Raw genomic sequence first — 22837 nt, 5'->3', positions numbered from 1 at the left:
CCATTTGTGGTTAGAATTCATACTCCAGTACAAATCTTAGCGTATGATCCTTCACCACACCGCTCACTTCTGAGATAAAGCCCAATTCCCATTTTAACTGACGCTGACCGTCAAATCGTTGCACCCCCATCAGTGCGGGGCCTAAACCAACAAAATCTTCGCCCACAAACAATTCAATAGAAGGTTGAACCTGGGGTTTCCAGCGAAACCTGTACTGCATACGAAACTCGGTTTCAAATTCATCATGTAGCGCCTTACCCCATTCGTACACCAGAAACCAGTTCATGGTCAGGCTATTACGTCCAAATTCCTTTTCCATCACCAGTCCAGAAGTGGCCTCCCAGGCATCTTGTTTGTGTTGTTTTTCCAACTCAAACACTAGTCCCCAATCTGCCCAGTATTTACCTTGGTCGGTAAGCATCCAGCGGCTTTCAAGTTCGTAGGCCTGCAAACCAAAATTATCGTCTCTGTCTCGTTCACCGACAATGTAAGCCTCCATGGTCACGTACTCTGACAACGAATGGCCATACCCAATACGCTGCGCCAGTACATTACGATCATCATTCTGACGCGACATAAAGCGCCACTCCAATCGCTGTTCATCAGGCAAAACGTTAGGATGGTAGACCTTGTCAACCACGTAGCCATCGGCTTGGGCCAGACAGCAAACCAGCAACGAAGCCGCTGCTAAAAATTGATTTTTCATACTTCCCCCTTTGCGGCCAGAGGCGAGCGGGACAGGTGAACATGCCGGTAAAGCCAGCTAAAGGGCAGTACGACGGCTAACAAATAAATACTCAGTTGCAGCAAACCGGGCGCGGCTTCATATCCCATCAAGGAATTCAGCAAATGCCCAAGTTCAGAATTGTCCGCAATCCAATTGCTGGTATCCCAGATAGGCGTCATGGGTGGGAGCAAATCCACCTGGGTCAGAAGGTTAAGGGCGTAACTTAGTTGACCAGCCCCCCACATCAGCATCAGTAAAGCACCAGGCAACATATACCCTGCTGCCAACCACTGACGACAAAGAATATGCAACAACACCGCCACACTCATGCATACAGCCCCCCCCAGAATCGTCCCCATAATCAGGGCCAACGGCGTTTGCTCATGGGTCCAATAACTAAAGAAATACACCAGGAAGTTGGCACCATCCATAGCTAGAACCAAAGCAACTATCGCAATCGCTGACCAGCGCCAGCCGCGTCGTCTATAACTAAACTGGCAATACAAACTGAGCAGCAGCAACAGGAACGTAGCGACCTGACCGCTGAACATGAAAACCTCAACCCCGGCGCCATCAAGAAGCTCACTGAGATTGTCCACCGCATGCGTTAAGCCCAGGCTGCCAAATAACCCCAGTACCAGCGCCCACCATAACCAACTGATTTGCCGGTGCGAGTGATTTGCCACGGCTAATAACATGCTGATTAAAACAAACACCGGCAGGGCATCGCGTAAAAACAGGATCACGGAATTAATCAGCATTTCCGCCCTCCTGCCGAACAGCCACCACCTGTCCACGTGCGGTATTGGGATTAAACTCACCAAAAAAATCATACACACCAGGTTTTAGCGGCCCAATGTACACTGTCGCCTTACGATTGGGGAAAATCACTTTTTCGCGGTTAAGGTCAAAACTGTCAAATTCCTCCGGGGTGTCGTCCTGGTTATGGATCACCAGCTTTACTTTGCGCCCGGCGGGCACCTCCAACCTGGCCGGATAAAACAAATGTTCCTTAAGCACCAGCTCAAACTCATCTATCTCGGCCTGGCAGGGCAAACCAAACAACAGCAGCAGGCCAAGGGTAAGACGTCCTTTAGTCATGCTTACCTCTCGTTTCGGTAAACTGCACCTGCACAGATAATCCGCCCAGCTTTGCTGAACGTTGCAACTGAATATGGGCACCGTATAAGTCGACAATATGTTTCACAATGGCTAATCCCAGGCCACAACCCGTGGTACCAGACTGGTGACGATCGCCACCAACCCGATAAAAGCGTTCAAACACCCGCTCATACTCAGATTCTGGCAAACCAGGGCCGGAGTCTTCCACACAAAGCAAAATACCCTCACCACGCTGTTCGACACTCACCTCGATCTGACTGCCTACCGGGCTATATTTACTGGCATTGGACACCAGATTCTGCACCAGCACATTTAATGAAAAGGCATCACCACGCATCGGCGTGGCTTTGCCAGAGAGGCCAATCTGTTGTTGTTTGGCATGAAGCTGAGGATACAGGTTAGCAATACATTGTTGGCAAAGTTGGTAAAGGTCAACCTCAAGCCAATTCACGCTGAAATGCTCGGGGTTGGTGCGGTTTAGTAGCAAAATCTGATCGACCACATGCCCCATACGCTCAACGCCATCCGTAAGTTGAGCAAGATTAGTGGATTTACTTCCCAGCTCCTGAGCCAGGTTATGGCAATTGATTTTCAGCACACTTAAGGGCGTGCGCAGTTCATGAGCGGCATCCGAGGCAAAGCGCCGCTCCCTCGCAAAGGCGCTATCTAATCGAACCAGCAAACGATTTATAGTTTTGAGTACTGGCTGCAGCTCTGTCGGTGGTTGATTCAGTTCAACCGGGCTGAGGTCGTCGGCCTTTTTTTGTTTTAACGCATCAGACAAGCCCACCAGAGGCCTCAAACCTTGTTTTACCGCCAGAGAAATCAACAACGCCAACAGAGGCAAACTGAATACCAACGGCTGCACTGCCGCCAACACTAATTCATCGGCCAAATCGTAGCGATGGCTTAACGGCTGCGCCAACATAAGCCAGTGTTGCGAATCAGGATAATATCGCGCCAGTGTACGCCAACGCTGACCGGAAAAGTTTTCATCGCGAAAGCCCTGCTCAAAGACTGTCATCGGCGATTTAGGACTGTTAAAGGAATACAGCAGCAACTCGTTGTTGTGCCAAATCTGCAGAATCATTTCTGATTCTTTGTGCAATTGCCCCACCTGCATTGTCAACTGCATCGTCTCGAGCGTATCTGCCACCGCCACCAATTGGCTGTCGAACAAACTGGTAGCTCGTTCCATACTGCCCCGGTAGCCTTTGATTGCAGCAAAAAACAGCACCAAGGTAATAACCGAGAGCAGTATCAATACGAGATAGCGGCGAATGGAGCTCATTTGTTTACGGTATAACCCACACCCCGGATGGTCTGAATAAAGCCAGCGGGTAATTTTTTACGCAAATGATGAACATGCACTTCAACAGCATTACTTGCCACTTCATCCCCCCACTCATACAAATGGCTTTCCAGCTGTTCACGGGATTGAATACGGCCAGCATTTTCAATCAGGGCTTTAGCCAGCATATACTCGCGGCGAGATAACGCCAGAGGCTGCTGTTCAACCAACACCTTATGTGCCAAGGTATCCAGGGTTACCGTGCCAATAGTGATACAGCTATCATCAGATGTTCCTAATCGTCTGGCGATAACCCGAATCCGGGCCAGTAATTCCGGCACATCGAAAGGCTTGGCAAGGTAATCGTCAGCGCCCAAATCCAAGCCCTTAATCTTATCTGCTGTACTGTCTCTAGCCGTCAATACCAGTATTGGTATACCCAGTCGCTGTTGCCTGGCTTGCTTGAGGATTTCGATACCATCCATATCCGGTAAACCTAAATCCAGAATAGCCATATCAGCCTGTCGAGCCAGCAAAGCGGACAGTCCCTGACGGCCGCTGCTAAGATGATCAACGGCAAAACCTTCACTGCGTAGCGCCTGAATTAAGCCCGCAGCCAGTTGCATATCGTCTTCGATCAGTAAAAGTCTCATTGTTCCAACAGTTTACTATTTATTTTTGCCAGCATGGTTGAGGCCTGGCGTAAATTCAAGGAATACAAGGGATCATCATTATCAGGTGAGGCATTAATGGCCGTCTGCAGATGCTTTTTGGCCGTTTGCGCTTGTCCTTTTTCCAGGTGATAACGGGCAGCGGCAAGGTGATTTGCAGCGCTGTCTGGCCCAACTTCCAAAGCTTCATCAATCAGCTTTTTCGCCTTGTGTGCATCACCAAAAGATAACGGCCAAGGTGGTGTTTCAAGATACAGCAGCGCTAACTCAGATAATGCTTCACCATTAGCAACGTAGGCATCTAAATGTGCTGCGCGGGTCAATGCATCCCTGGCGGAACGCGCCGCTCTAAGCTGAGCCAATCCGCCTGACTGGCGAGCCAGTTCATGACTGATGCGACCTAACACCAACCAATTAACCGCACAATCCCCGCATTGGTGAGTATAGCGCTCGGCTTCTTGCTGCAGCCTTATCAAGACTCGCTGCGTTTGCTCGCCATCGGTTCCGTCCATCGAATCAGCCAATTGTGTCAGAAGTGGGGTTGCCAGTTGCTGCGCCTGGGCTGGTACAACTAATTGCCACACCAGGCACATGAACAGTCCCGTTATCCACTTATTCATCGCAATCATCCTGGTTTATTCAATCTGCTGCGACTTTAAAACACTTCCCTTAACAGAATATTAAGTTAAGACGGGCTGCGCACCTTGCATACGCTTTTCCTGCGCCATGGCCTGAACGAGCCCCTGATAAAGCGCCACGGCATCATCCAGGGCTTCATCCAGAATCATTAACGAATAACGTACCTGTAGATTAATTGTTTGCCCTGATGCTGTTTCAAACGCGCTTTGAATCAGGCTGGATATCAAACTTTCCATATGTTCTTTGGCACGGATCTCATCAATATCGTTAAGGCAGACTAAGAATTCCTGACTTCCCATACGCCCTATCACATCGCCAACCCGGCAAGCCTGACGCAGTTTGTCTGCAACCTGTCGCAGCACTTTCTCAACACTTCCCGGGCCATTACTCAGGTTAATACCGTCCAGGCCATCAATCTCAATTAAACTTATGGCATGGACACGCAATACAGATGGCCGAGTAAATCCTTTCAGCTTATCCATCGCCGCACCTCCGGTCAGCAATCCGGTGTGCTGATCCCGCTGCCGCTCTACCCTGCGGCGCCGATAAAACAGCCAGGCCAGCAGCCCAAGCAGTGCAGCCACTACCGACAATGCGGCGACCAAACGCATGGTTGCCACGGCTTCTTTCTTCTTGATCTGTTCAAGGCTAGACTCCAAGGCCACAATGTCGGACAACATTTGCGCGACACCAAGGATCTTGGAAGATGACTGCTGAGTTTCAAATAGGCGTTGACTGACTTGGTCGTAACGCTTGAATGCAGCATAGGCAGCATCAGACTGTCCCAGCACGTGATAGCTATTAACCAGCAAACGTAAATACGCCAAATCTTCCGACTGCTGGTAAGGCCTCTGTGGCACCTCCAGTGCAATGTAGTCGCGCAAACAGCGCAGATCTAAATCCACCAGACAAGCCTCTGCCTGCATTCTGCGGTAAATAGTGTCCATGTCTGGGTGTGATAAATCAGGCAGAAATACCGCCCAACGCGCCAGGCTGTCTTTGAGCAGCTGCTGATTACCCTGATAAAAAGCATAGCCCGCTTGCGCCTGCTGTACCCAGGCATTACTCAACGCAGTATTCACCTGACTGTTTTGTTTAATCAGCTCGGAAAGTGCCTGATTGGCTTGTTCTAAACGACCACTATGAAGATAAGCATTGATGGCATTAAACAGCGGCATTAACAGGGTCTCTCCCTGGTATACACCCTGAGACATTTGATAAGACTTAATGTACTGATCGCCCGCCAGTTCATGCTGGCCAATTAGCGCGTACAAATTGCCTATGTTATTGAAAATATCCGATCTTACAGCTTGATCTTCTGCTGCCGAATAACGCTCCAGCAAGGCATAGAGTTTGGCTAGGCTTTTGTCGATATGTTGCTCGTCAATATCACAAGTAGAGGTCAACTCTAATTGCGCGCCCAGTAAAATTGATTGAGAGTCCACTCTCAGTGCTTCTTGCTCGGCGGCACGATAATAATCACAGCGCTGCTGTGAGTGGCTGCCACTGGTCACGATACCGGCTAAATATAAGGCGTAGGCTAAATTTTCTGACCCTTCGGTTGGCGGAGGCTCATCCAGCATCTGCCCCAAGAGCTCTGAAGCTTCTTCCAGCTTCCCACCACAGGCCAGGTATTGCGCTTTGCGCACCTGCAAATAAAACAGTTTGGAACGAGGTAAACTGTTATATGACAGATGTTCTTCAATTTGTGCTGCTTGCTCATCGGTAGGACATTCGTAATTATCCGCCTGCAAAGAGCGAACTAGCCCGTCTGCTGTCGACGCTGCGTGTAGGGTTCCACTCCAGGCAAGTGTCACACTGCCCAGTAAACAGATTAAGCGCAAAGCTCCCTTAGTCATTCAATAACGTGCCGGTTACAGCAATACGTGCCCCATTGTAGCCAGACTATTTGGAGAATAGAAGCAAGTACCTGATAGATTGGCATTTATTAACAACGATTTGTCTTTTAAGCGTTGAGTTTTCAACGTCTGCGGGCCATTAGAGTGCGAAAGCCTGGACTTTATCCCCTGCACTTGGACGATAAATAGCAACGCAGCCCTACTTCGCGAGCGGCGCAGACTTATTTAGACTGAGTTTGCATTGAAAAAGGTCACCCACTCTAGTTATCACGGCGATGCGAAGGCCACTCTTGTTCGGATTCAGCGGACGACTGTTGCCACTGGTCACCAATAAGGGGATCTGGCTCATCATCGTCTATGACCACAGGAGGCTCAACCACGGGTTTAGGATCCCGATGTTGAAAAAACACCGAGGCCAAACATCCGGCCACAGCACCAAAGAAGTGGTATTCAAAGGATATTTGCGGCTCTGTGGGAAAAATGCTCATCACCATACCGCCGTAAAGGAAGAAACCGACCATCATCAGCGCCACAGACAGTTTGTCGCGGCGGATAATGGCGGATATCAGCAAGTAAAAAAACACGCCGTGGATCACGCCACTTGCCCCCACATGGGGTGCATGCCTGGCAAATAACCACACGCCGACACCTGAAAGCAGCCAAATAAGCAATAAGGCCGGCTTCCATGAGCGTGGATAGCCATAGAGAAACAATGTCCCTAGCACCAACACAGGCAAGCTATTGCTAAATAGATGTATATAGGAGGCATGCAAAAATGGCGCAGTAACAATACCCGTCAGCCCGACTGCACTCCCCGGAACTAAGGCCAATGCGCTGAGATCTAAAGCAAAAAACGTCTCCGCCAGTTTCACCCACCACAGTAGACAAAGTGACAAGCAGGCTATCAGCATAGCCCGCCCCAGACTGGCCGGTTTGGTATGCGGCATCGAAGGCTCCACAATATCGCTATTGGTGTAAATATGAGGCTCGAATAAAGAGTTTAAATGCCGCAATAGCAAAAATTACCGGATAGCGCCTATTTACCGAAGAAATCGGCCGTCGAAAGTCGGTTTACTTGGCATAATGATGGCTAAGAATTTAGCGCCCAATCCTGACGAAGTAATCCATACAAGGCAGAGTCAGATTTGTGCCCATTAACAATCCAGCGCTGACGCAGATGTCCTTCCTGCTCAAAACCTAATCGCAGTAAGGCTTTGGCAGAGCCGGTATTATCTGGATCAATTTCCGCTTCAATACGGTTTAACGCCATCTGCTTAAAAGCAAATTCAAGCAACGCTCGACCGGCTTCCTGAATATACCCTTTACCCCAAAAAGGAACACCTAAACCAAAGCCAATTTCCGCTCGCTGCGAGCTCTGAACGATTTGCCATAACAGGCATTTCCCCATCAAGGTATGGTTGTGCTTGTCCACAATAGCAAAAACGTATTGTTCATCGACCAACATGCCTTGGTGGGCTGCGGCGATGTAATTTTGCGCATCACTGATAACCGACCAAGGAGGCGTATGCCAATACGTCATTACCTGAGGGTCAGAAAAAATGGCAAACAAGGCATCAGCATCCGAATCCTCGAGATTTCTTAATATCAGTCGCTCTGTTTCCAATACGGGTAACGCTTGCATAATGGCACTCCTTGTAATGTTGCAAGCCTTGCTCAATGAGGCCTAAGTCGTTTATTTCAATCCAGGTAGGATTATTAAATATTTATGACCCCATTGTTCTAACAACAAAAACTGCTAGGTTGGCTGATTATGGCGAAAAACCACACAGGGCGGCCTGTGATAACCCAGAGATGGGGACGTCCATGAATCTTGAAAATCTGGCCCAAATGCTAGGGTCATTCACGCGCTTAAGCAGACTTGAGGCTAATTGGCGAGGTAAGGACTACTTTGTAGGTGATATCGCTGGCCAATACAGCGTCCTGAAACATGCGCTGCATAAAGCCCAGTTTGATCCTCGTCAGGATAGGTTATTTTGTACAGGTAACTTGATAGATCCAGGCATCGAAAGCCGCGAAGTACTGAATTTATTAATGCAACCCTGGTTCTTCTCGGTGCTAGGCGCACATGAACTTATGTTGCTGGACGCATTACAACGCGGACATTATCTGCACTGGTATATGGCGGGAGGCCAATGGGCTTTTAATCAAAACCTTGAGCTCAAATGCGATTTGGTCGACATCCCTCCTCTCTTACAAACACTTCCTATCGCCTACATTATTGAGCAAAGAAAATACCCACCGGTAGGTCTGGTAAGCGCAGCCCCCTTAAAACACTTTAGCGAAGAAGGCTTTATCCAAGCGAGTTTAGTTCAGTTACTGGACTGCCTTATTGGGTGCGATATAGCCAACAAAAAACGTCGCTACTATAACGAACTCGATTTCGTCATCCAGGGCGGCGAGGCGGCCCGAAAAAGCTGGGCAAAAGGTAATATCATCGGAATCAATCTCGGAGCAGCGCTAATGCCACAACGAGGTGGCCTGACGTTATTCAAACGAAAGAAACTACGTAAAATTATCGACCAGCAGTTGCCTTATAAGGCATTTTAGGAGCCCGGCAAAACAAAGCTATATCTGCTCAAACCCGGGTTTTTAAACAAGCTGTATGAGCGAAAATCCACAGTTTGCCAGGCTTTAGGATCCAACAAAGGCGCCAGTTCCTTAATATTGTCTTTATGCATCAAGTGCATATCAAATATTGCCTCACCACTTTTTACATATGCGGGCAATCTGCCATGCAAATGATCATACGCCATCACAAGTGCCCAGGCACCTATCATAAAGTGCCCACCAACACTGGCGGTCACCTGGCCAGATTTAATCGCATCAACAATTTCAGGGATCCAATCAAACCCACCGATGCAATAAGTCAGCCCCTTTCTGGTTAAAGGTTCAACCGCCTCTGCTACGCCGAGCGCCATCCAATCAGACGCTGACCAGATAACACTTGTATCGGGATAGCGTCCCAGCAGTGCTTTGGTTTGCTGAAATGCCAGTGGCCGTTGCCATTTGGCATTGACCACCTGATGTACAAAAAATGGCGGTCTTTGATCAACCACCTCCACCAGGCCAGTTTGACGCTGCAGCGCTTCCTGACCATGCAAGCCATTCACTCCAACCACACCAGGACGCCCAGCTTGTGCATATTCCTGGCATGCACTGAGCAAATAGCTGCTTAATAGTTCGCTCGCCGCCACATTGTCAAAGGCAACCTCGGCAATCCAGTTGGGATAACGTTGGCCAGGCAGGCCCACATCTTCGGCCTCATGATTAAGCAACAGATGTTCAAGACTGATAACGCTGACCTTGGGGTAACGTTTCAAAAGCTCGAACAACGCTTTGCCGGAGCCGGAATACACTTGCACTAAAAGATAGTCGGGTTGGTCACTGGCTAAGCGTTTCTCCAACTCAGCATGCTGATAAATTCGATGCGCATCACCATAGACAACCGTTAATTCCATGCCAAGGTTCTGGGCTGCCAAGCGGGTAAAAAGCTCAACCCGGCTGAAAAAGGGATCATCAGGAGTAGAGGGTGATACAAACATCACAGAGGTCGCCTGCGCGGCGAAACTCAGTAGCCAGCAACATACGAGTAACTCAAGGTGCTTAAGCATTCTGAATGCTCCAACGGCTTGGTTATTTGAGTATAGTCAGGCCTTTTGTCGGGTGGGCAACATCCATCGAAAAAGTCCAATAAACAGGTCAAATAAACCCGCCAACAATATGCCGCAACACAATCCCCAGATGATGGCGGTGGCATTTAATGGCACCCGATAATCGTAGGCAGCCCTGACTTCACTGAATAATTCAGGATCGGGTTGAACCAGCGCATAATAGCCACGTTGCAGGGCGTTAGTACTAAGCTGACCGAGCATTCTCTCTAGATATTCAACCCGTTGCAGCAATTCCAAAATATTGTTTCCTCCATCGCGCACCGCAGCATCCTGATTTTGCTGATAACGCTCAATTAACGCATGGATATCGCCGTTGGTATGCAATCTGGCATCTTGCATAAAAGGCGCGACACTGCGTCTGGCCTCGGCTAAATGAGCCGCTAAGGTATTCTCATATTGCTGGATAAATCCAGGTGCTTGCACACCAATCAGCAGTGCCGCCATAAACAGCAACAAACGCAGATATTCAACCAGTTTATTGACTAAGGCAGAAAGCATACTTTCCTCACAAACGAATCAGGGCCAACGTAATACCCAGTATCGCCCCGGCCAATAACACCAGAAAGGTCATCGCCATGCCCACAACACGTAACCTGAGGTTACGTCTGGGCATAGCTGCAGCATGCACAATACGCCCCACCAACAAGGTTATGCCCAGACCATGAATTAACCATGGGCTTAAATGCTGCTGCTCCAACATAAACATCATCAATAGCGCCAGAGGCAAATACTCCAGCGCATTAGCATGGGCTCTGATGGCAAGTTGCAGGTCTTTGTGCCCACCGTCACCAACAGCCACCTGATGTAATCGACGCAGTCTGATAACTTGCACTGACAACCACAGTACCAGTAACAGTGACCAACCGGCATAAAACAAACTAATCACAAGAAACATCTCCCATTCAGCAGGTTCTCAGCCGATTTAACAGAAAATACACATTTCCTTACAACCCCTATATCAACTTTCTGCCACAACCCCTCGACTTACACATCGATTGTTCAGTTACCCAGGGGAAAATACCATGAGCATAACCGATACCAGCGGTCAGGACGTGTTGCTGGCGCCCAAAGCCAGCCGCAAGAAAACTTACCTTATCATCACCGGCTTATTACTCGCCAGTGCCACGCTTCTACTGTTTCCAACCTTAAATCAGTGGTCCAGCGCACAAGCATCCGTTCCAATGCAACGCCTTCGCTTGGCAGATGTTGTGCAAGGGGACTTTGTTCGCGACTTATCAGTTCAAGCACAAGTGGTGGCTGCCGTGAGTCCGCGCTTATATAGCCCGGCACAAGGCACCATCAGTTTTAGTGTGGATGCCGGTGCCCAGGTTGAAAAAGGCCAGGAACTGGCGAGTATTGACAGCCCGGAGTTAACCAACGAACTCAAACAGGAAGAATCCAGTTTACAGAAGCAGAAAATGGAACTGGATAGAAAACGAATTCAGGCCAAAATTCAGCACCTCGAAAACCAAAAGTCTGTTGACATGGCCAATGTCTCACTGGTGGCAGCTGAACGGGAAAAGCGTCGGGCAGACAAGGCCTATGCCAGTGCGACTATCAGTCAGATTGACTTTGAAAAAGCCCAGGACGAACTGGAAAACGCCCGCCTGGTTCATCAGCATGCTGTGCAAGATGCCAAACTCGACGAAGAAAGCCTGGCCTTTGAAATTCGCTCGCAGCAACTGCAAGTAGATCGCCAACAATTACTGGTCGCCGACCTGCAACGTAAGGTCGATGAACTAACCCTGCGCTCACCGGTAAAGGGTATTGTCGGTAACCTGGCCGTACAAGATAAAAATCAGGTGACCCGCCACCAGGCCATTTTATCTGTGGTGGACCTCAGTCAATTCGAGCTGGAAGTCTCAATACCGGAAAGCTATGCAGACGATCTCGCCATTGGCATGGATGCTCAAGTCAATTTCAATGGCGAAACGCACCCCGCCACCCTGGTTACTCTCTCCCCTGAGATTGAGAACAATCAAGTGACCGGACGGGTGCGTTTTGCCGCCTCCACGCCTAAAGGGCTGCGTCAGAATCAGCGCCTGACCACCAGAATCCTGATGGAGAACAAAACCAATGTTCTGATGGTCCAGCGCGGCCAGTTTCTGGAAAGTGGCAACGGCACTATTGCCTACGTAGTGCGCGATGGTATGGCCAAACGCCAACGCATAGAAACCGGTGCCCGCAGTTTATCCAATGTGGAAATTCTGGCAGGCCTGCAAGCAGGCGACACCATCATTGTTTCAGGTACCGAGCAATTTGACGGCGCCGAGTGGATCCAAATCACCAACTAGCAAGCACGGCCATTTGCTTGGCTACGCACAAATAAAAAAAGGAAATCTATTATGTTGAACATGCAGAACGTGACCAAAATATTCCGTACCGATCTGGTAGAAACCCACGCCCTGAGCGACTTCAATCTGCACGTTAAAGAAGGTGAGTTTGTGACCGTCACTGGCCCGTCTGGCTCAGGGAAAACTACCTTTTTAAACATTGCTGGCTTACTTGAGAGCTTTGATGATGGTGTATACGACTTAGATGGTGAGAATGTTCGTCATCTCAACGACACCCAACGCAGTCGCCTGCGCAATGAGAAAATTGGCTTTATCTTCCAAAGCTTCAATTTGATCCCTGACCTGGACTTATTCGATAACGTCGATGTACCGCTGCGTTATCGGGGCTTTAACAGCAGTGAACGAAAACGTCGCATTGAGCGCTGCCTGGAATTAGTGGGCCTGGCAAACCGTATGAAACACCTACCAGCCCAGCTATCCGGTGGCCAACAACAGCGGGTTGCGATTGCCCGTGCGCTGGCCGGCGAGCCGAGATTTTTACTGGCGGATGAACCCACCGGAAACCTTGATAGCAAGATGGCGCACAGCGTGATGCAGCTACTCAAAGATATCAATGATGAAGGCACCACTATTGTCATGGTGACTCACGACCCTTCTCTGGCACGGGAAGCCAAGCGCAATATCTTTGTCAAAGACGGCAAGGTCAGTGACGTCACGCACATTTCGGCCAGCGCGCCGGAGCAGATTGCCAGCATCAGCGCATCGGGAGCCTGCCATGTTTAACTACTATCTGCGGCTGGCGCTGCTTAGCATACGTCGAAATCCGATTCTTAGTGTACTTATGGTGGCCGCCATCGCCTTGGGCATTGGTGCTAGCATGACGACTATCACGGTGAACTATCTGATGTCTGCCAACCCTATTCCACAAAAAAGCGAGCAGCTTTATTACGTTCAGGTGGACAGCTGGGACCCGAACGAACCAGCTGAAGAGCCCAATGAGCCACCGGACCAGTTGACATGGACAGACGCCAACAACTTATACGCCGCACAAAAGGCTGAGCGCCAAGTAATTATGGCTACCACGGCAGCAGTAGTAGAGCCGCCAAGCCAGGATGCCAAGCCCTTTAACGCTTATATTCGACTGACCACAAACGAGTTTTTCCCGATGTTTGACGTGCCCTTTTTGTATGGCGGACATTGGCAGGCCAGCGCCGATAAAGGCCGTGAGCAAGTGGTGGTACTAAGCCGAAAAAGCAATGATAAGATTTTTGGCGGTGAAAACTCAGTTGGTCGCAGTTTGAGACTCGCCGGACGCCAGTTCACCGTGGTGGGTGTATTAGAAAGCTGGTACCCAGCCCCCAAGTTCTACGATGTTGGCACAGGCGCGTTTGAAGAACCTGAAGACCTGTATATCCCGTTTTTGCTCAAAGAAGAACTTCAACTACCCAACGGTGGTAACACCAACTGCTGGAAAACCCCGGAAGATGACAGCTTTGCAGGTTTTCTCCGTTCTGAATGCATCAACTATCAGATGTGGGTGGAGTTGCCCGACGAACAGGACAAACAAGCTTATCTGGCATTTTTGAATAACTATGCCAATGAACAGAAAGCCTTGGGGCGCTTTCCCCGGCCATTGAACAATCGTCTGTCCGATGTAATGCAATGGATGGAAAACCGCCAGGTTGTCACCGATGACGCCAGGGTCATGCTATGGCTAAGTCTGATGTTCCTGGTGGTATGTCTGCTCAATACCGTGGGACTGTTGTTAGCCAAGTTCAGTGGCAAGTCTGCTGAGATTGGCTTACGCCGAGCCATAGGAGCCTCTCGCCAAGCGCTGTTTTATCAACACTTGGTAGAAACGGCGTGTATAGGCCTGACCGGCGGTATTGCCGGATTGGCTTTGGCTTATCTGGGCTTACTTGGGATCGGCAGTTTATATGGCAGCTTTGCCAATAACCTCACTAGCCTGGACATCAACATGGTTCTGCTGGCTTTATTGCTATCCCTGATAAGCAGCATTGCCGCCGGACTATATCCGACCTGGCGTGCCTGCAGTATTGCACCAGCAAGCCAATTGAAAAGCCAGTAAGGAGAGCATCATGTTACATCTTTCTCGTTGGGAAATTGGCCCCATTTTTCGCGCCATGACACGCAATAAAGCAGGTGCGGTACTTATTGCTCTGCAGGTGGCGGTAACCATGTGCATTATCGTCAATGCCGTGCATATCCTAATGGAACGTACCGCGCAAATGGCGCGCGACAGCGGAATTGACGAAGCCAATAGCTTCTATCTTTCCAGTACCGGCTTTGCCGACGATTTTAACGATCAGGTGGTGATCCAGACAGACTTAGATGCAATACGCGCCCTGCCCGGTGTGATTGACGCAATGCAGATAAATGCTATTCCCATTAGCGGCGGCGGCTGGTCGGTGGGTCTGCAAACCCAGCCTGGGGCCGAATTTGAGGGTGTAGGTACTGCAGTCTATATGGTGGATGATCATGTGCTTAACACCCTGGACCTTGAACTCATTGCCGGTGAAGCGTTTCAGCCCAGTGATATACGTTGGCGCCAACGCTCTCAGCGGGATTGGCCAGCGGAAATCATCATCACCAGAGCCCTGGCAGAGAACCTGTTTCCTGAACAGCCCTATCAAGATACCGTAGGCAAAACCTTATACATCAATGATGACGAAGCTGTTATTGTCAAAGGCATTATCGATAAGCTTCAAGCCCCTTGGGTGGGCTGGGAAAGGCTGGAAAATGCCATGTTGTCCCCAGAGCAGACTCTGTTCAGCTCGAGTATGTACTTTGTCCGTACGGAGCCAGGAAGGTTGAACGAGCTGATGCCAGCGGTCGAACAAATGCTGGCCGACAGCAACAAAGGACGGGTTGTACGGGGATTACGCAGTATGCAGGAAACGCGGGATCGCACCTATCGTCGTGATCAGGCCATGATAAAAATCCTCACCACAGTCATGATCACCCTAACCCTAGTAACAGCCTTGGGTATAGTGGGACTGGCTAGCTTTAACGTTAATCGCCGCCGCAAACAAATAGGCACACGCCGTGCGCTGGGTGCCAGCCAAGTATCGGTATTACGTTACTTTATGCTGGAGAACTTTTTGATTAGTTCAATTGGCGTGATTTTGGGTGCAGTACTGACAGTTGGACTTAACATTTATCTGGTGCAGAGTTTGGGTTTGACCAAACTGCACTGGTGGCTGATTCCAGTTGGCATGCTGACCCTTTGGCTGGTCGGCCAGTTGGCCGTTTTGGGGCCGGCCCGCCGCGCAGCAGCAACCTCTCCCGCTATTGCCACCCGGACTGTGTAACTTTTATCGTAACCAGGTTGATTTTTAACCACTTGCGGACAAGGCTTAAGATGAACTCACATCGACGCCTTGTCTGCAAGGAGGCAACGTGCAATTCATTGCAAATTTGTCCATTAGAAACAAGCTGTTGTTGTTGTCCTTACCTACACTACTGCTCGCCCTTACCTTTTTGCTGCTAGATGTAAAGCAGAACTGGTCAATCCACAACAGTACCAATAAGCTGGTCAACGACCTGGAGTTTGTCGCATTGAGCAGTAATTTAGTGCATGAGCTGCAAAAAGAACGAGGTACCAGTGCCGGTTATATCGGTGCCAAAGGCCAACTCTTTGCCCAGCAGCTACAAGCACAATACCAGGCAACAGATAAGCAAAAGCAACGCTGGCAGCAGAACCTCAACAACTTTGAGCAACAAGCCACTGCAGACAGTATTGCGCGGGTTGGCAAACTCACAGATCAGCTGGGGGCGCCCTTGCAACAAATGCGTGACCAAGTGCGCGCATTACAAGCTAGTGCTGCGCAAGCGGTTTCTTTTTACACCCAGATTAATGAACAAGTGTTGGCATTAACCGCCCTACTCGCTCATGACCAGCAAGATGTCAGATTAACCCGTCTGATTATGGCTTATTACAATCTGCTTAGCGCTAAAGAAAAGGCAGGAATTGAACGGGCCGTGCTCAGCAATACTTTTGCTGCTGATGGCTTTCAGGGCGACAACTTTCAGCGATTCTTAGCGCTGATGACTCAACAACAGAGCTACCTTGATAGCTTTCAGCGGTTCGCCGACCCACATCAGCGCCTTTTGTTTGAGCAGTATTTACAAGACCCTAGTGTGAAGCAGGTGGAAGCGTTTAGACAACAAGCACTCAGTAAATGGCAGCAAGGCAATTTTGCCGTCAATGCCTCCGATTGGTTTGCCACCGCTACTCAGCGAATTGAAAAACTTAAAGCAGTGGAAGATGTTTTCAGTCAGGATATTCAGCTATTAGCCCAGGAAAAGCGGCAAAGGGCTTACCAATGGCTAGTCTTTGTGTCCATCCTGACTCTGGCCGTGATTATTATTCTGGTGGGCTTGAGTGCCCTGCTATCGAACCTGATTAATAAACAACTGAAAGCCATCGCGGCCATTACCGGCGCGGTGGCAAATCAGCATGATCTGAGTGTACGTACCGATGTTGTTTCCAATGACGATCTCGGCCAGGTTGCGCAGCAAATAAACAGTATTCTCGACGTATTTGCCGATTCTATGCGACAGATTACCCAAACCAGCGACGCACTTAACCAAGCCGTAGATCAAGGCCACAGCAACATTGGACAATGTAGCGCCAATCTGAGTAATACCCGCAGCGAGTCAGAGCAAGTTGCTACGGCCGCCGAGCAGATGTCAGCTGCTATCAGCCAGGTAGCCGCCAGTACGACCTCTACGGCTGACCTGGCCAATAGCGTCAGTGAAAAAACCCGTCAGAGTGAAAGCCTAGTTCAGCGCAATAACACTGAAGTGCAGAGCCTTGCTAAAGAGATCAACGGCATGGGCCAAATCATGGATGAACTGAACAATAGCAGCGACAATATTACCAATGTAATCGAAGTCATTCAGGCCATCGCTGAGCAAACCAACTTACTGGCGTTAAATGCGGCTATTGAAGCGGCCAGGGCTGGCGATCAAGGACGGGGCTTTGCTGTCGTTGCCGATGAAGTGCGTCAACTGGCACAAAAGACGCAGGATTCAACCAACCAGATCCAAGGTATTATTCAAGACTTTCAGGGGCGCATTCGTCATGCCTTTGAAAGTATCAAACAAAGCTGTGAACGCACTGAAAGTGTCACCCGTATCGCCTCGGAAGTGCATAGTTCCTTGTCGGATATGGAAAAAGGTATCAGCGAAATGAACGGCCTGATTCAACAAATTGCCACGGCAGCAGAGCAACAAGTCATGACGGTCAATGAAATCAACCAGGCCATTCACCGAATTCACGGTGAGACCAGCCAAAATGCCAACAGCGTAGCAGCGCTTGAAAAAGTCTCAGAACAGCAAAGCAAGCTGTCTTTAGGGCTCAAGAGGATCGCAGCCAGTTACCGGTTAGAAAGCAAGGAAAATTCGCTCAAAGCAAACCGCAACCTAGTGCTAACAGAAGCTGTGAATGCGGGTGGCTAACCACCCGCATTCACCATGGACAGATATTAATCAAACTGCCCGACTTGGTAAGAGCCTACGTCAGCCCCCAAACCAACGCAGAGTCGGTTCCAGCCGTTTATGGCATTAATGGCTAAGGTCAAATCAGTCATTTGCTTGTCGGTAAAGTGCCGCTTTACCCGCTCAAAGCAATCTTCCGTTACGCTGACCTGACTGAGCCTGGTCAGTACCTCACACCATTCCAGCGCAGCGCGCTCTTGCTGGGTGTACATGGGAGACTCCTGCCAGGCATTGAGCAAATAGAGCCGTTGTTCTGTTTCTCCCATGGCCCTGGCGTCTTTACTATGCATATCCAGGCAAAACGCACAGTTGTTTATCTGTGATACCCGCATTTTTACCAGTTCGAGTAAGCTTTTAGGCAAACCTTCCGGGGTATCAGCTAACTTGCTGATATAGTTTTCCAGCCCCATCATGGCCTGAATGGCGCCGGGTGCACTTTGATAAAAATTAACTCTGAATGACATAAGGTGGCTCCTTGGGTTGTTATTGCTGACCTGTAGAGTACCCACTGTCGTTTTGGCAAAATTGTATAAACTCGACTTGGCAGCATCGATAGTGCCACTGGCGATTGAAAACCTGGTTCAGTACACTAGAGCAGCAGCTTAGCGTCTGATCCTAAAGTGCCGGATTTGAACAGAATCCATACTTACATGCTTATTACGCCCTAAATCCAATCCGTTACTGGTGATTGATTATGCATAACCTGGCCCATATGGGCTTTAGCTTACATTCCCCATGTCCTTTGTTGGCAGAACACATCAACTGCTATTGGACGATCAAGGCGGCACATTGTGATCTTTTGCAACGTGCTGAGTTTATGCATCCTGAAGGCGGTAGCGGAATTGTCTTTAACTTTGCCGACCCGATGCAATTTAATCACAACTGGCTAACCGGCCATTGTCTGGTTAATGGTCCCACAAGAAGAACGACTCGCTTAACCTTGTTTGGCAAAGTTGACGCCTTAGGGGTTCGTTTTAAACCAGGAAAAGGCATGGCGTTATTTGCCATGCCGCTTGCCCAGGTTGTGGATACGCAAGCAGATGTTAGTGACATTCTGCCAAACTTCCCCGGTCAGGAACTGGCTGAGCGTATGGCCCCCCTTGATACCCCCGCACGTATTCAACTGTTGGAACAACAATTATTGCGCCTGTTATCACTGGATTTAGGTGAACAGCATTGCTTTGAAAACGCGGTAAGCCGCATTCAGTTGGCCTGTGGACAACAACCTATCCAGCATATATTTCAGGATATGGGTATAGGCCAGCGTCAGTTAGAACGCCAGTTTGGCCGCTGGTTGGGCATGTCCCCCAAGCAATACAGCAAACTTCAGCGTATTAGTCTGGCCAGAGATTTACTCAAAAACGCACAAGATAATCAATCGTTGACCGATTTAGCCTTGCAGGCTGGATACTACGATCAAGCGCATTTTATTCACGAGTTCAAGCAAGTGGTAGGGATAACACCTGGTCAATACCTGAAAAGAAAGCAAGCAATGTGATCATTTAATAGAACCGCCGACGAGCACTAATACAACCGGCATCGTCGGCAATTCCCGTTGAGAAAAGCCTTGTCCGTGAGAGGGCACCCAGAACAGCCTTTCCTGCAACCCGGTTTGATGGGCCTCCCCATCTTTTTCCTAGTTGTTTGGATGATCAAACAGACCATCCTCATTCCCCGCCTGAAATTGCCTGGCATTAAGTGAGGTTCTTGGTAAACAAGGCTTATGCTGCACCTTGCCCATCTGCCGGTTCAAACGAGTTAACCTTAATTCTTGTAAGTTCAGTCTTAAGCACTAAAAATCGTGATTTACGGCCCCTTAAGGTAAGGGGTTTTCGAGAAATATCAGGAATATTGCAGACCGATAAAAGCTTGTCCCATCATGGGACAAGCTTTAGGTAAACCCGGTATCAGACGAAAACCGGGTTTAAGGCTATTTACAGACGGCCACGTACACCGAAGGTCCAACGACGCTCGTAGACGTTTTGTGTCACGATGTTGTCTTCCCACTGTGCATAGATATTCTCGAATTCCTCAGTAATGTTGCTACCTTGCAGGTAGATACTGACGTTGTCGGTAATATCGTAGCTGGCAGACATATCCACATACAGTGTGTCATCTGCCCAAATCGGCAATACACCCTCGCCTATTCCAAAGCCCAGACTATCCAGTCTGTCGCTGCGATAGTTCGCCGCGATACGGAATTGCAGGCCATCACGGTCATACCACAAGATAGCGTTAGCTGAGCGCTCTGAGTTATCCTGAATAGGTAGATCAGCGCCATACACATCAACGTTGGCACTATCACTTGGTGCATAGGTCAGGTTAACTGTTGTACCAAAACCACCTAATACACCAGGCAGGAAGTCAAACGCCTGATGGTAAGCCAATTCAATACCATCAATGCTGCCACCTTCACCGTTGATCTCGGTATTTACCGGCACTTCACGGCGTACAACACCGTCAATATCAGGTAGCGCCATCATGACCTGACCGCGTTCAATAAAGGATTCAATATCCATTTTGAACAGGCCAACACTGACCAGGCTTGACGCATCAAAGTACCATTCTGCAGACAGGTTGTAATTGCTTGCACGCCATGGCTCTAGATCCGGGTTACCATTACGACTACCGTTAATTGCAACCAGCAAGTCCGGGCTCACGCCCAATTCGGCAGCCAGCACATCCCCTGCACGGGTACGACCCACACTGATACCACCAGACAACTGGCTCATGTTCAGGCTGGTCATGGTTTTGCCATAAGCCGCACGGATCAGGAAGTCGTCGGTAATGTTGAAGGTGATATTGGCCGCTGGCAGGAAGTCTGAGTAGCTACGTTCCAGCACCTCGTAACCCGCAGTATTCGCCGCGGTACAAAGTGAACAAGGACGTCCGTCACCGATAATGTACTGACCAATATCCAAAGAGGTCTTGATGTACTTACCGCCGACATTGGCCTTATAAGGAATGCCTGCTAGTTCGCCATCAAAGTTAGCCTGCAGGTAAGCGGTTTGCGTTACTTCTTCAATATCGAAAGAACGCGACGGTCTGGACAGGCGTTTGTTACCTGGATACAGCGCGTTTTGGAAAGCAAAAGGATCATCCAGTGCTTTGGGGTTGATCATGTAGAAGCTGTCGCCACTGGCAGGACCAAAACCATCCACTTTATGTACCCAGCCATCCGGCAGATCAGTAAAGAAGTTGGTGTTACCTATGGTCAGGTCGCCTTGTGAAACATTCACTGTGCCATCGCCATTGGTGTCGCCCAACGCTGCACTAGAGTCTTTCCACATAACATCGGCGGTAAACTGCCCGCCGGTCATAGGTGCAACCAGGATATAAGTGTCACGCTCTACATCACGTTTGCCCCAACGCAGACCAAACTCGATGTTGGACAGGTGATCACCTTCAAACTCATAGGTTCCGTCTGCACGCAATACATCCAGTGTCGCCTCTTCATCGAAGTTATTCTCAGAGTAGGTAGAAACCAGATTATATTTGCTCACGTCAGAGCCAAAGCCCTGATCATAACCCAGAGTGATGTACTTACCGGTACGGTCAAAGTCGACCTTGATAGGATCCGGACCGTATCCATTAGGGTTCACTGGGGTGGCAACACCGGTACTGTTGGTAAATGCCGCGTGCTGCGCACCGCTGGTCAGGTAAGAGTGAGCAACGTTTTCAGTATGCGAACGCTCGGCATCGCCGCGCAGATAACGTACTGAGCCGCTGAACGGACCTTCACCCTGATAATTCAGTTGCAAATTGATATTGGTAGATTCGCGGTCGTTGGTCAGACTCTCGGAATAAGAACTTACCCGACGCACCAACAACTCAGCCTGGTTTACCGTATAGATACTGCCGCCCAAAGGCCCTGGTGCACGCTCGATAAAATTATCGGAGTATGCCCAGATGTTGCCTCGCGCGTTATCGATCATCAAACCTTGCTGACGATCCGCATCATCCATATTGGTGTAGAAAACGTCCGCTAAGAATTCCAGATTATCACTAACTGAGGCCTGGAAACTGGCACTAAGACCCAAGCGATCACGTTCAGTTTGTCTATCCATCATGCCGTGGAAACGCTGGCTCAGATAACTGTCGTTATTGTCACCGTCGCCATTGAAATCACGTTTGTCGCCGGTATGCTCACCTTGCAAGTCGAAAGACGTCAAGATTGTACCGTAGCGATAGTTGGCTAGCGTGTTGGTGTCATAGGAAGCGGTAAACATCACGCCCATGTCATCACCACGATAACCGGCAAATGCCACTAGTTTGTGGTCGTTTTCTTTGGACAGGCTGCCGCGGGTTGCTTCCACTACGCCATTTAAGGTTAGCCCTTGCTCTAAATTGAAGGGACGTAGGGTTTGCAGATTCAATGTACCGGAAATACCACCAGCCAGCATATTGGCCGTTGGTGATTTATGCACAGAAATGGCTGACACCAAAGGTGCCGGAATATCGCTAAAGTCCGGCTGCACTGTGGTAATTGAACCAGCACTTAGCAACTGCTCACCGTTCAACAAGGTAGTAACCTGCGGCATACCACGTACGTTAACCGTTGAACCTTCACCGGCAGAGCGACGAATCTGCACCCCGGGTATACGCTGCAGCGTATCAGAGATAGTGACGTCCGGCAGTTTACCGATATCTTCAGCCGTTATGGCATCCGTCACACCATCACTAAAACGCTTTTCATTCAAATTGCGCTTATGGCTGGCGGCGATACCGCGAACCTCCAGCACTTCCACATCGTCTGCAGCCACTTCCTGCGCCATTGCAACGGGTGCTGCAATGCCACTAAGGATGAGGGTAACGTTGGCTGCGACCAAGTGACGTTTAAACCGTTGAGGTTTCATTATATGTCTCCTGTTTCTTGTTATTGCTCACGTCTTGGGTTGACAAAATCATTGATGATGATTAACTTTGTCTCGCTTGTTACTTTTTACCAATACATTTCACATTAACGGGTATTTTTTAACACTCATATCAATACAAATGCAATGGTTATTTTTTAATGGC

21 protein-coding genes are annotated in these 22837 nt (G+C 49.3%); 7 read left to right on the top strand and 14 right to left on the bottom strand.

Translation table 11 applies throughout. The features are described 5' to 3' along the window. Positions 1-10: 10 nt before the first annotated feature. The 9 genes from KJY73_RS08365 to KJY73_RS08325 form a co-directional block, all read right to left on the bottom strand. Positions 11-706, bottom strand: coding sequence for a hypothetical protein (locus KJY73_RS08365; RefSeq protein WP_214342662.1), 696 nt, complete (start codon positions 704-706; stop codon positions 11-13). Next, positions 703-1488 carry a hypothetical protein gene (locus KJY73_RS08360; protein WP_214342660.1) on the bottom strand — a complete coding sequence of 262 codons (786 nt, stop codon included), beginning with the start codon at positions 1486-1488 and terminating at the stop codon, positions 703-705. Before KJY73_RS08360 ends, KJY73_RS08365 begins: the two co-directional genes overlap by 4 nt. Beyond that, on the bottom strand, positions 1478-1828 hold the full coding sequence (locus tag KJY73_RS08355) for a cupredoxin domain-containing protein (RefSeq protein WP_206595576.1): 351 nt from the start codon (positions 1826-1828) through the stop codon (positions 1478-1480). The genes KJY73_RS08360 and KJY73_RS08355 overlap by 11 nt, the downstream gene beginning before the upstream one ends. After that, a complete protein-coding gene (locus tag KJY73_RS08350) occupies positions 1821-3140 on the bottom strand; it encodes a sensor histidine kinase (RefSeq protein ID WP_214342658.1) in 1320 nt (439 codons plus the stop codon). The genes KJY73_RS08355 and KJY73_RS08350 overlap by 8 nt, the downstream gene beginning before the upstream one ends. Next, the gene (locus tag KJY73_RS08345; RefSeq protein ID WP_214342656.1) at positions 3137-3793 is read right to left on the bottom strand and encodes a response regulator; all 657 of its coding nucleotides are present in this window, start codon (positions 3791-3793) and stop codon (positions 3137-3139) included. The genes KJY73_RS08350 and KJY73_RS08345 overlap by 4 nt, the downstream gene beginning before the upstream one ends. Further along, on the bottom strand, positions 3790-4431 hold the full coding sequence (locus KJY73_RS08340) for a tetratricopeptide repeat protein (protein ID WP_214342654.1): 642 nt from the start codon (positions 4429-4431) through the stop codon (positions 3790-3792). Before KJY73_RS08340 ends, KJY73_RS08345 begins: the two co-directional genes overlap by 4 nt. A 60-nt stretch (positions 4432-4491) precedes the next feature. Further along, positions 4492-6309 carry a diguanylate cyclase domain-containing protein gene (locus KJY73_RS08335; protein ID WP_214342652.1) on the bottom strand — a complete coding sequence of 606 codons (1818 nt, stop codon included), beginning with the start codon at positions 6307-6309 and terminating at the stop codon, positions 4492-4494. A 260-nt stretch (positions 6310-6569) separates the two neighbouring features. Then, positions 6570-7256 carry a rhomboid family intramembrane serine protease gene (locus KJY73_RS08330; protein WP_214342640.1) on the bottom strand — a complete coding sequence of 229 codons (687 nt, stop codon included), beginning with the start codon at positions 7254-7256 and terminating at the stop codon, positions 6570-6572. Between the two features lie 143 nt (positions 7257-7399). Continuing rightward, positions 7400-7951, bottom strand: coding sequence for a GNAT family N-acetyltransferase (locus tag KJY73_RS08325; RefSeq protein ID WP_214342638.1), 552 nt, complete (start codon positions 7949-7951; stop codon positions 7400-7402). Between the two features lie 182 nt (positions 7952-8133). Between KJY73_RS08325 and KJY73_RS08320 the strand changes: the two genes are divergently transcribed. After that, positions 8134-8877, top strand: a complete 744-nt coding sequence (locus KJY73_RS08320) for a metallophosphoesterase (RefSeq protein ID WP_214342636.1) — start codon at positions 8134-8136, stop codon at positions 8875-8877. On the opposite strand, the gene KJY73_RS08315 is transcribed toward KJY73_RS08320, so the two are convergent. The 3 genes from KJY73_RS08315 to KJY73_RS08305 are packed head-to-tail and all read right to left on the bottom strand — an operon-like array spanning position 8874 to position 10887. Beyond that, positions 8874-9941, bottom strand: a complete 1068-nt coding sequence (locus KJY73_RS08315; protein WP_214342634.1) for an ABC transporter substrate-binding protein — start codon at positions 9939-9941, stop codon at positions 8874-8876. The genes KJY73_RS08320 and KJY73_RS08315 overlap by 4 nt on opposite strands. A 36-nt stretch (positions 9942-9977) precedes the next feature. Then, positions 9978-10499 (bottom strand): DUF2937 family protein, encoded by a 522-nt coding sequence (locus tag KJY73_RS08310; RefSeq protein ID WP_214342632.1) that lies wholly within the window; start codon positions 10497-10499, stop codon positions 9978-9980. A gap of 7 nt (positions 10500-10506) precedes the next feature. Further along, positions 10507-10887, bottom strand: coding sequence for an MAPEG family protein (locus tag KJY73_RS08305; RefSeq protein ID WP_214342629.1), 381 nt, complete (start codon positions 10885-10887; stop codon positions 10507-10509). A 136-nt stretch (positions 10888-11023) separates the two neighbouring features. Between KJY73_RS08305 and KJY73_RS08300 the strand changes: the two genes are divergently transcribed. The 5 genes from KJY73_RS08300 (at position 11024) to KJY73_RS08280 (ending at position 17779) form a co-directional block, all read left to right on the top strand. Then, on the top strand, positions 11024-12295 hold the full coding sequence (locus KJY73_RS08300; RefSeq protein ID WP_214342626.1) for an efflux RND transporter periplasmic adaptor subunit: 1272 nt from the start codon (positions 11024-11026) through the stop codon (positions 12293-12295). 51 nt (positions 12296-12346) lie between these two features. Then, positions 12347-13078, top strand: coding sequence for an ABC transporter ATP-binding protein (locus tag KJY73_RS08295; RefSeq protein WP_214342624.1), 732 nt, complete (start codon positions 12347-12349; stop codon positions 13076-13078). Then, positions 13071-14384: an ABC transporter permease gene (locus KJY73_RS08290; RefSeq protein ID WP_214342622.1), complete on the top strand. Its 1314-nt coding sequence runs from the start codon at positions 13071-13073 to the stop codon at positions 14382-14384. The genes KJY73_RS08295 and KJY73_RS08290 overlap by 8 nt, the downstream gene beginning before the upstream one ends. Positions 14385-14394: 10 nt before the next feature. Next, positions 14395-15627 (top strand): ABC transporter permease, encoded by a 1233-nt coding sequence (locus tag KJY73_RS08285; RefSeq protein WP_214342619.1) that lies wholly within the window; start codon positions 14395-14397, stop codon positions 15625-15627. A gap of 88 nt (positions 15628-15715) precedes the next feature. After that, a complete protein-coding gene (locus tag KJY73_RS08280; RefSeq protein ID WP_214342616.1) occupies positions 15716-17779 on the top strand; it encodes a methyl-accepting chemotaxis protein in 2064 nt (687 codons plus the stop codon). 26 nt (positions 17780-17805) lie between these two features. Here KJY73_RS08280 and KJY73_RS08275 read toward each other — a convergent pair whose 3' ends face one another. Continuing rightward, the gene (locus KJY73_RS08275) at positions 17806-18282 is read right to left on the bottom strand and encodes a carboxymuconolactone decarboxylase family protein (protein ID WP_214342601.1); all 477 of its coding nucleotides are present in this window, start codon (positions 18280-18282) and stop codon (positions 17806-17808) included. 230 nt (positions 18283-18512) lie between these two features. On the opposite strand from KJY73_RS08275, the gene KJY73_RS08270 reads away from it, so the two are divergent. After that, positions 18513-19316: an AraC family transcriptional regulator gene (locus KJY73_RS08270; protein ID WP_214342598.1), complete on the top strand. Its 804-nt coding sequence runs from the start codon at positions 18513-18515 to the stop codon at positions 19314-19316. 436 nt (positions 19317-19752) lie between these two features. On the opposite strand, the gene KJY73_RS08265 is transcribed toward KJY73_RS08270, so the two are convergent. Then, entirely contained in the window at positions 19753-22674 is a 2922-nt protein-coding gene (locus KJY73_RS08265; protein WP_214342596.1) for a TonB-dependent receptor, read from the bottom strand. Positions 22675-22837: the final 163 nt, after the last annotated feature.

Origin of the sequence: Bowmanella yangjiangensis (genome assembly GCF_018531185.1) — a bacterium.
Taxonomy (GTDB): domain Bacteria; phylum Pseudomonadota; class Gammaproteobacteria; order Enterobacterales; family Alteromonadaceae; genus Bowmanella; species Bowmanella yangjiangensis.
This window is presented reverse-complemented; position numbering and strand designations above follow the sequence as displayed.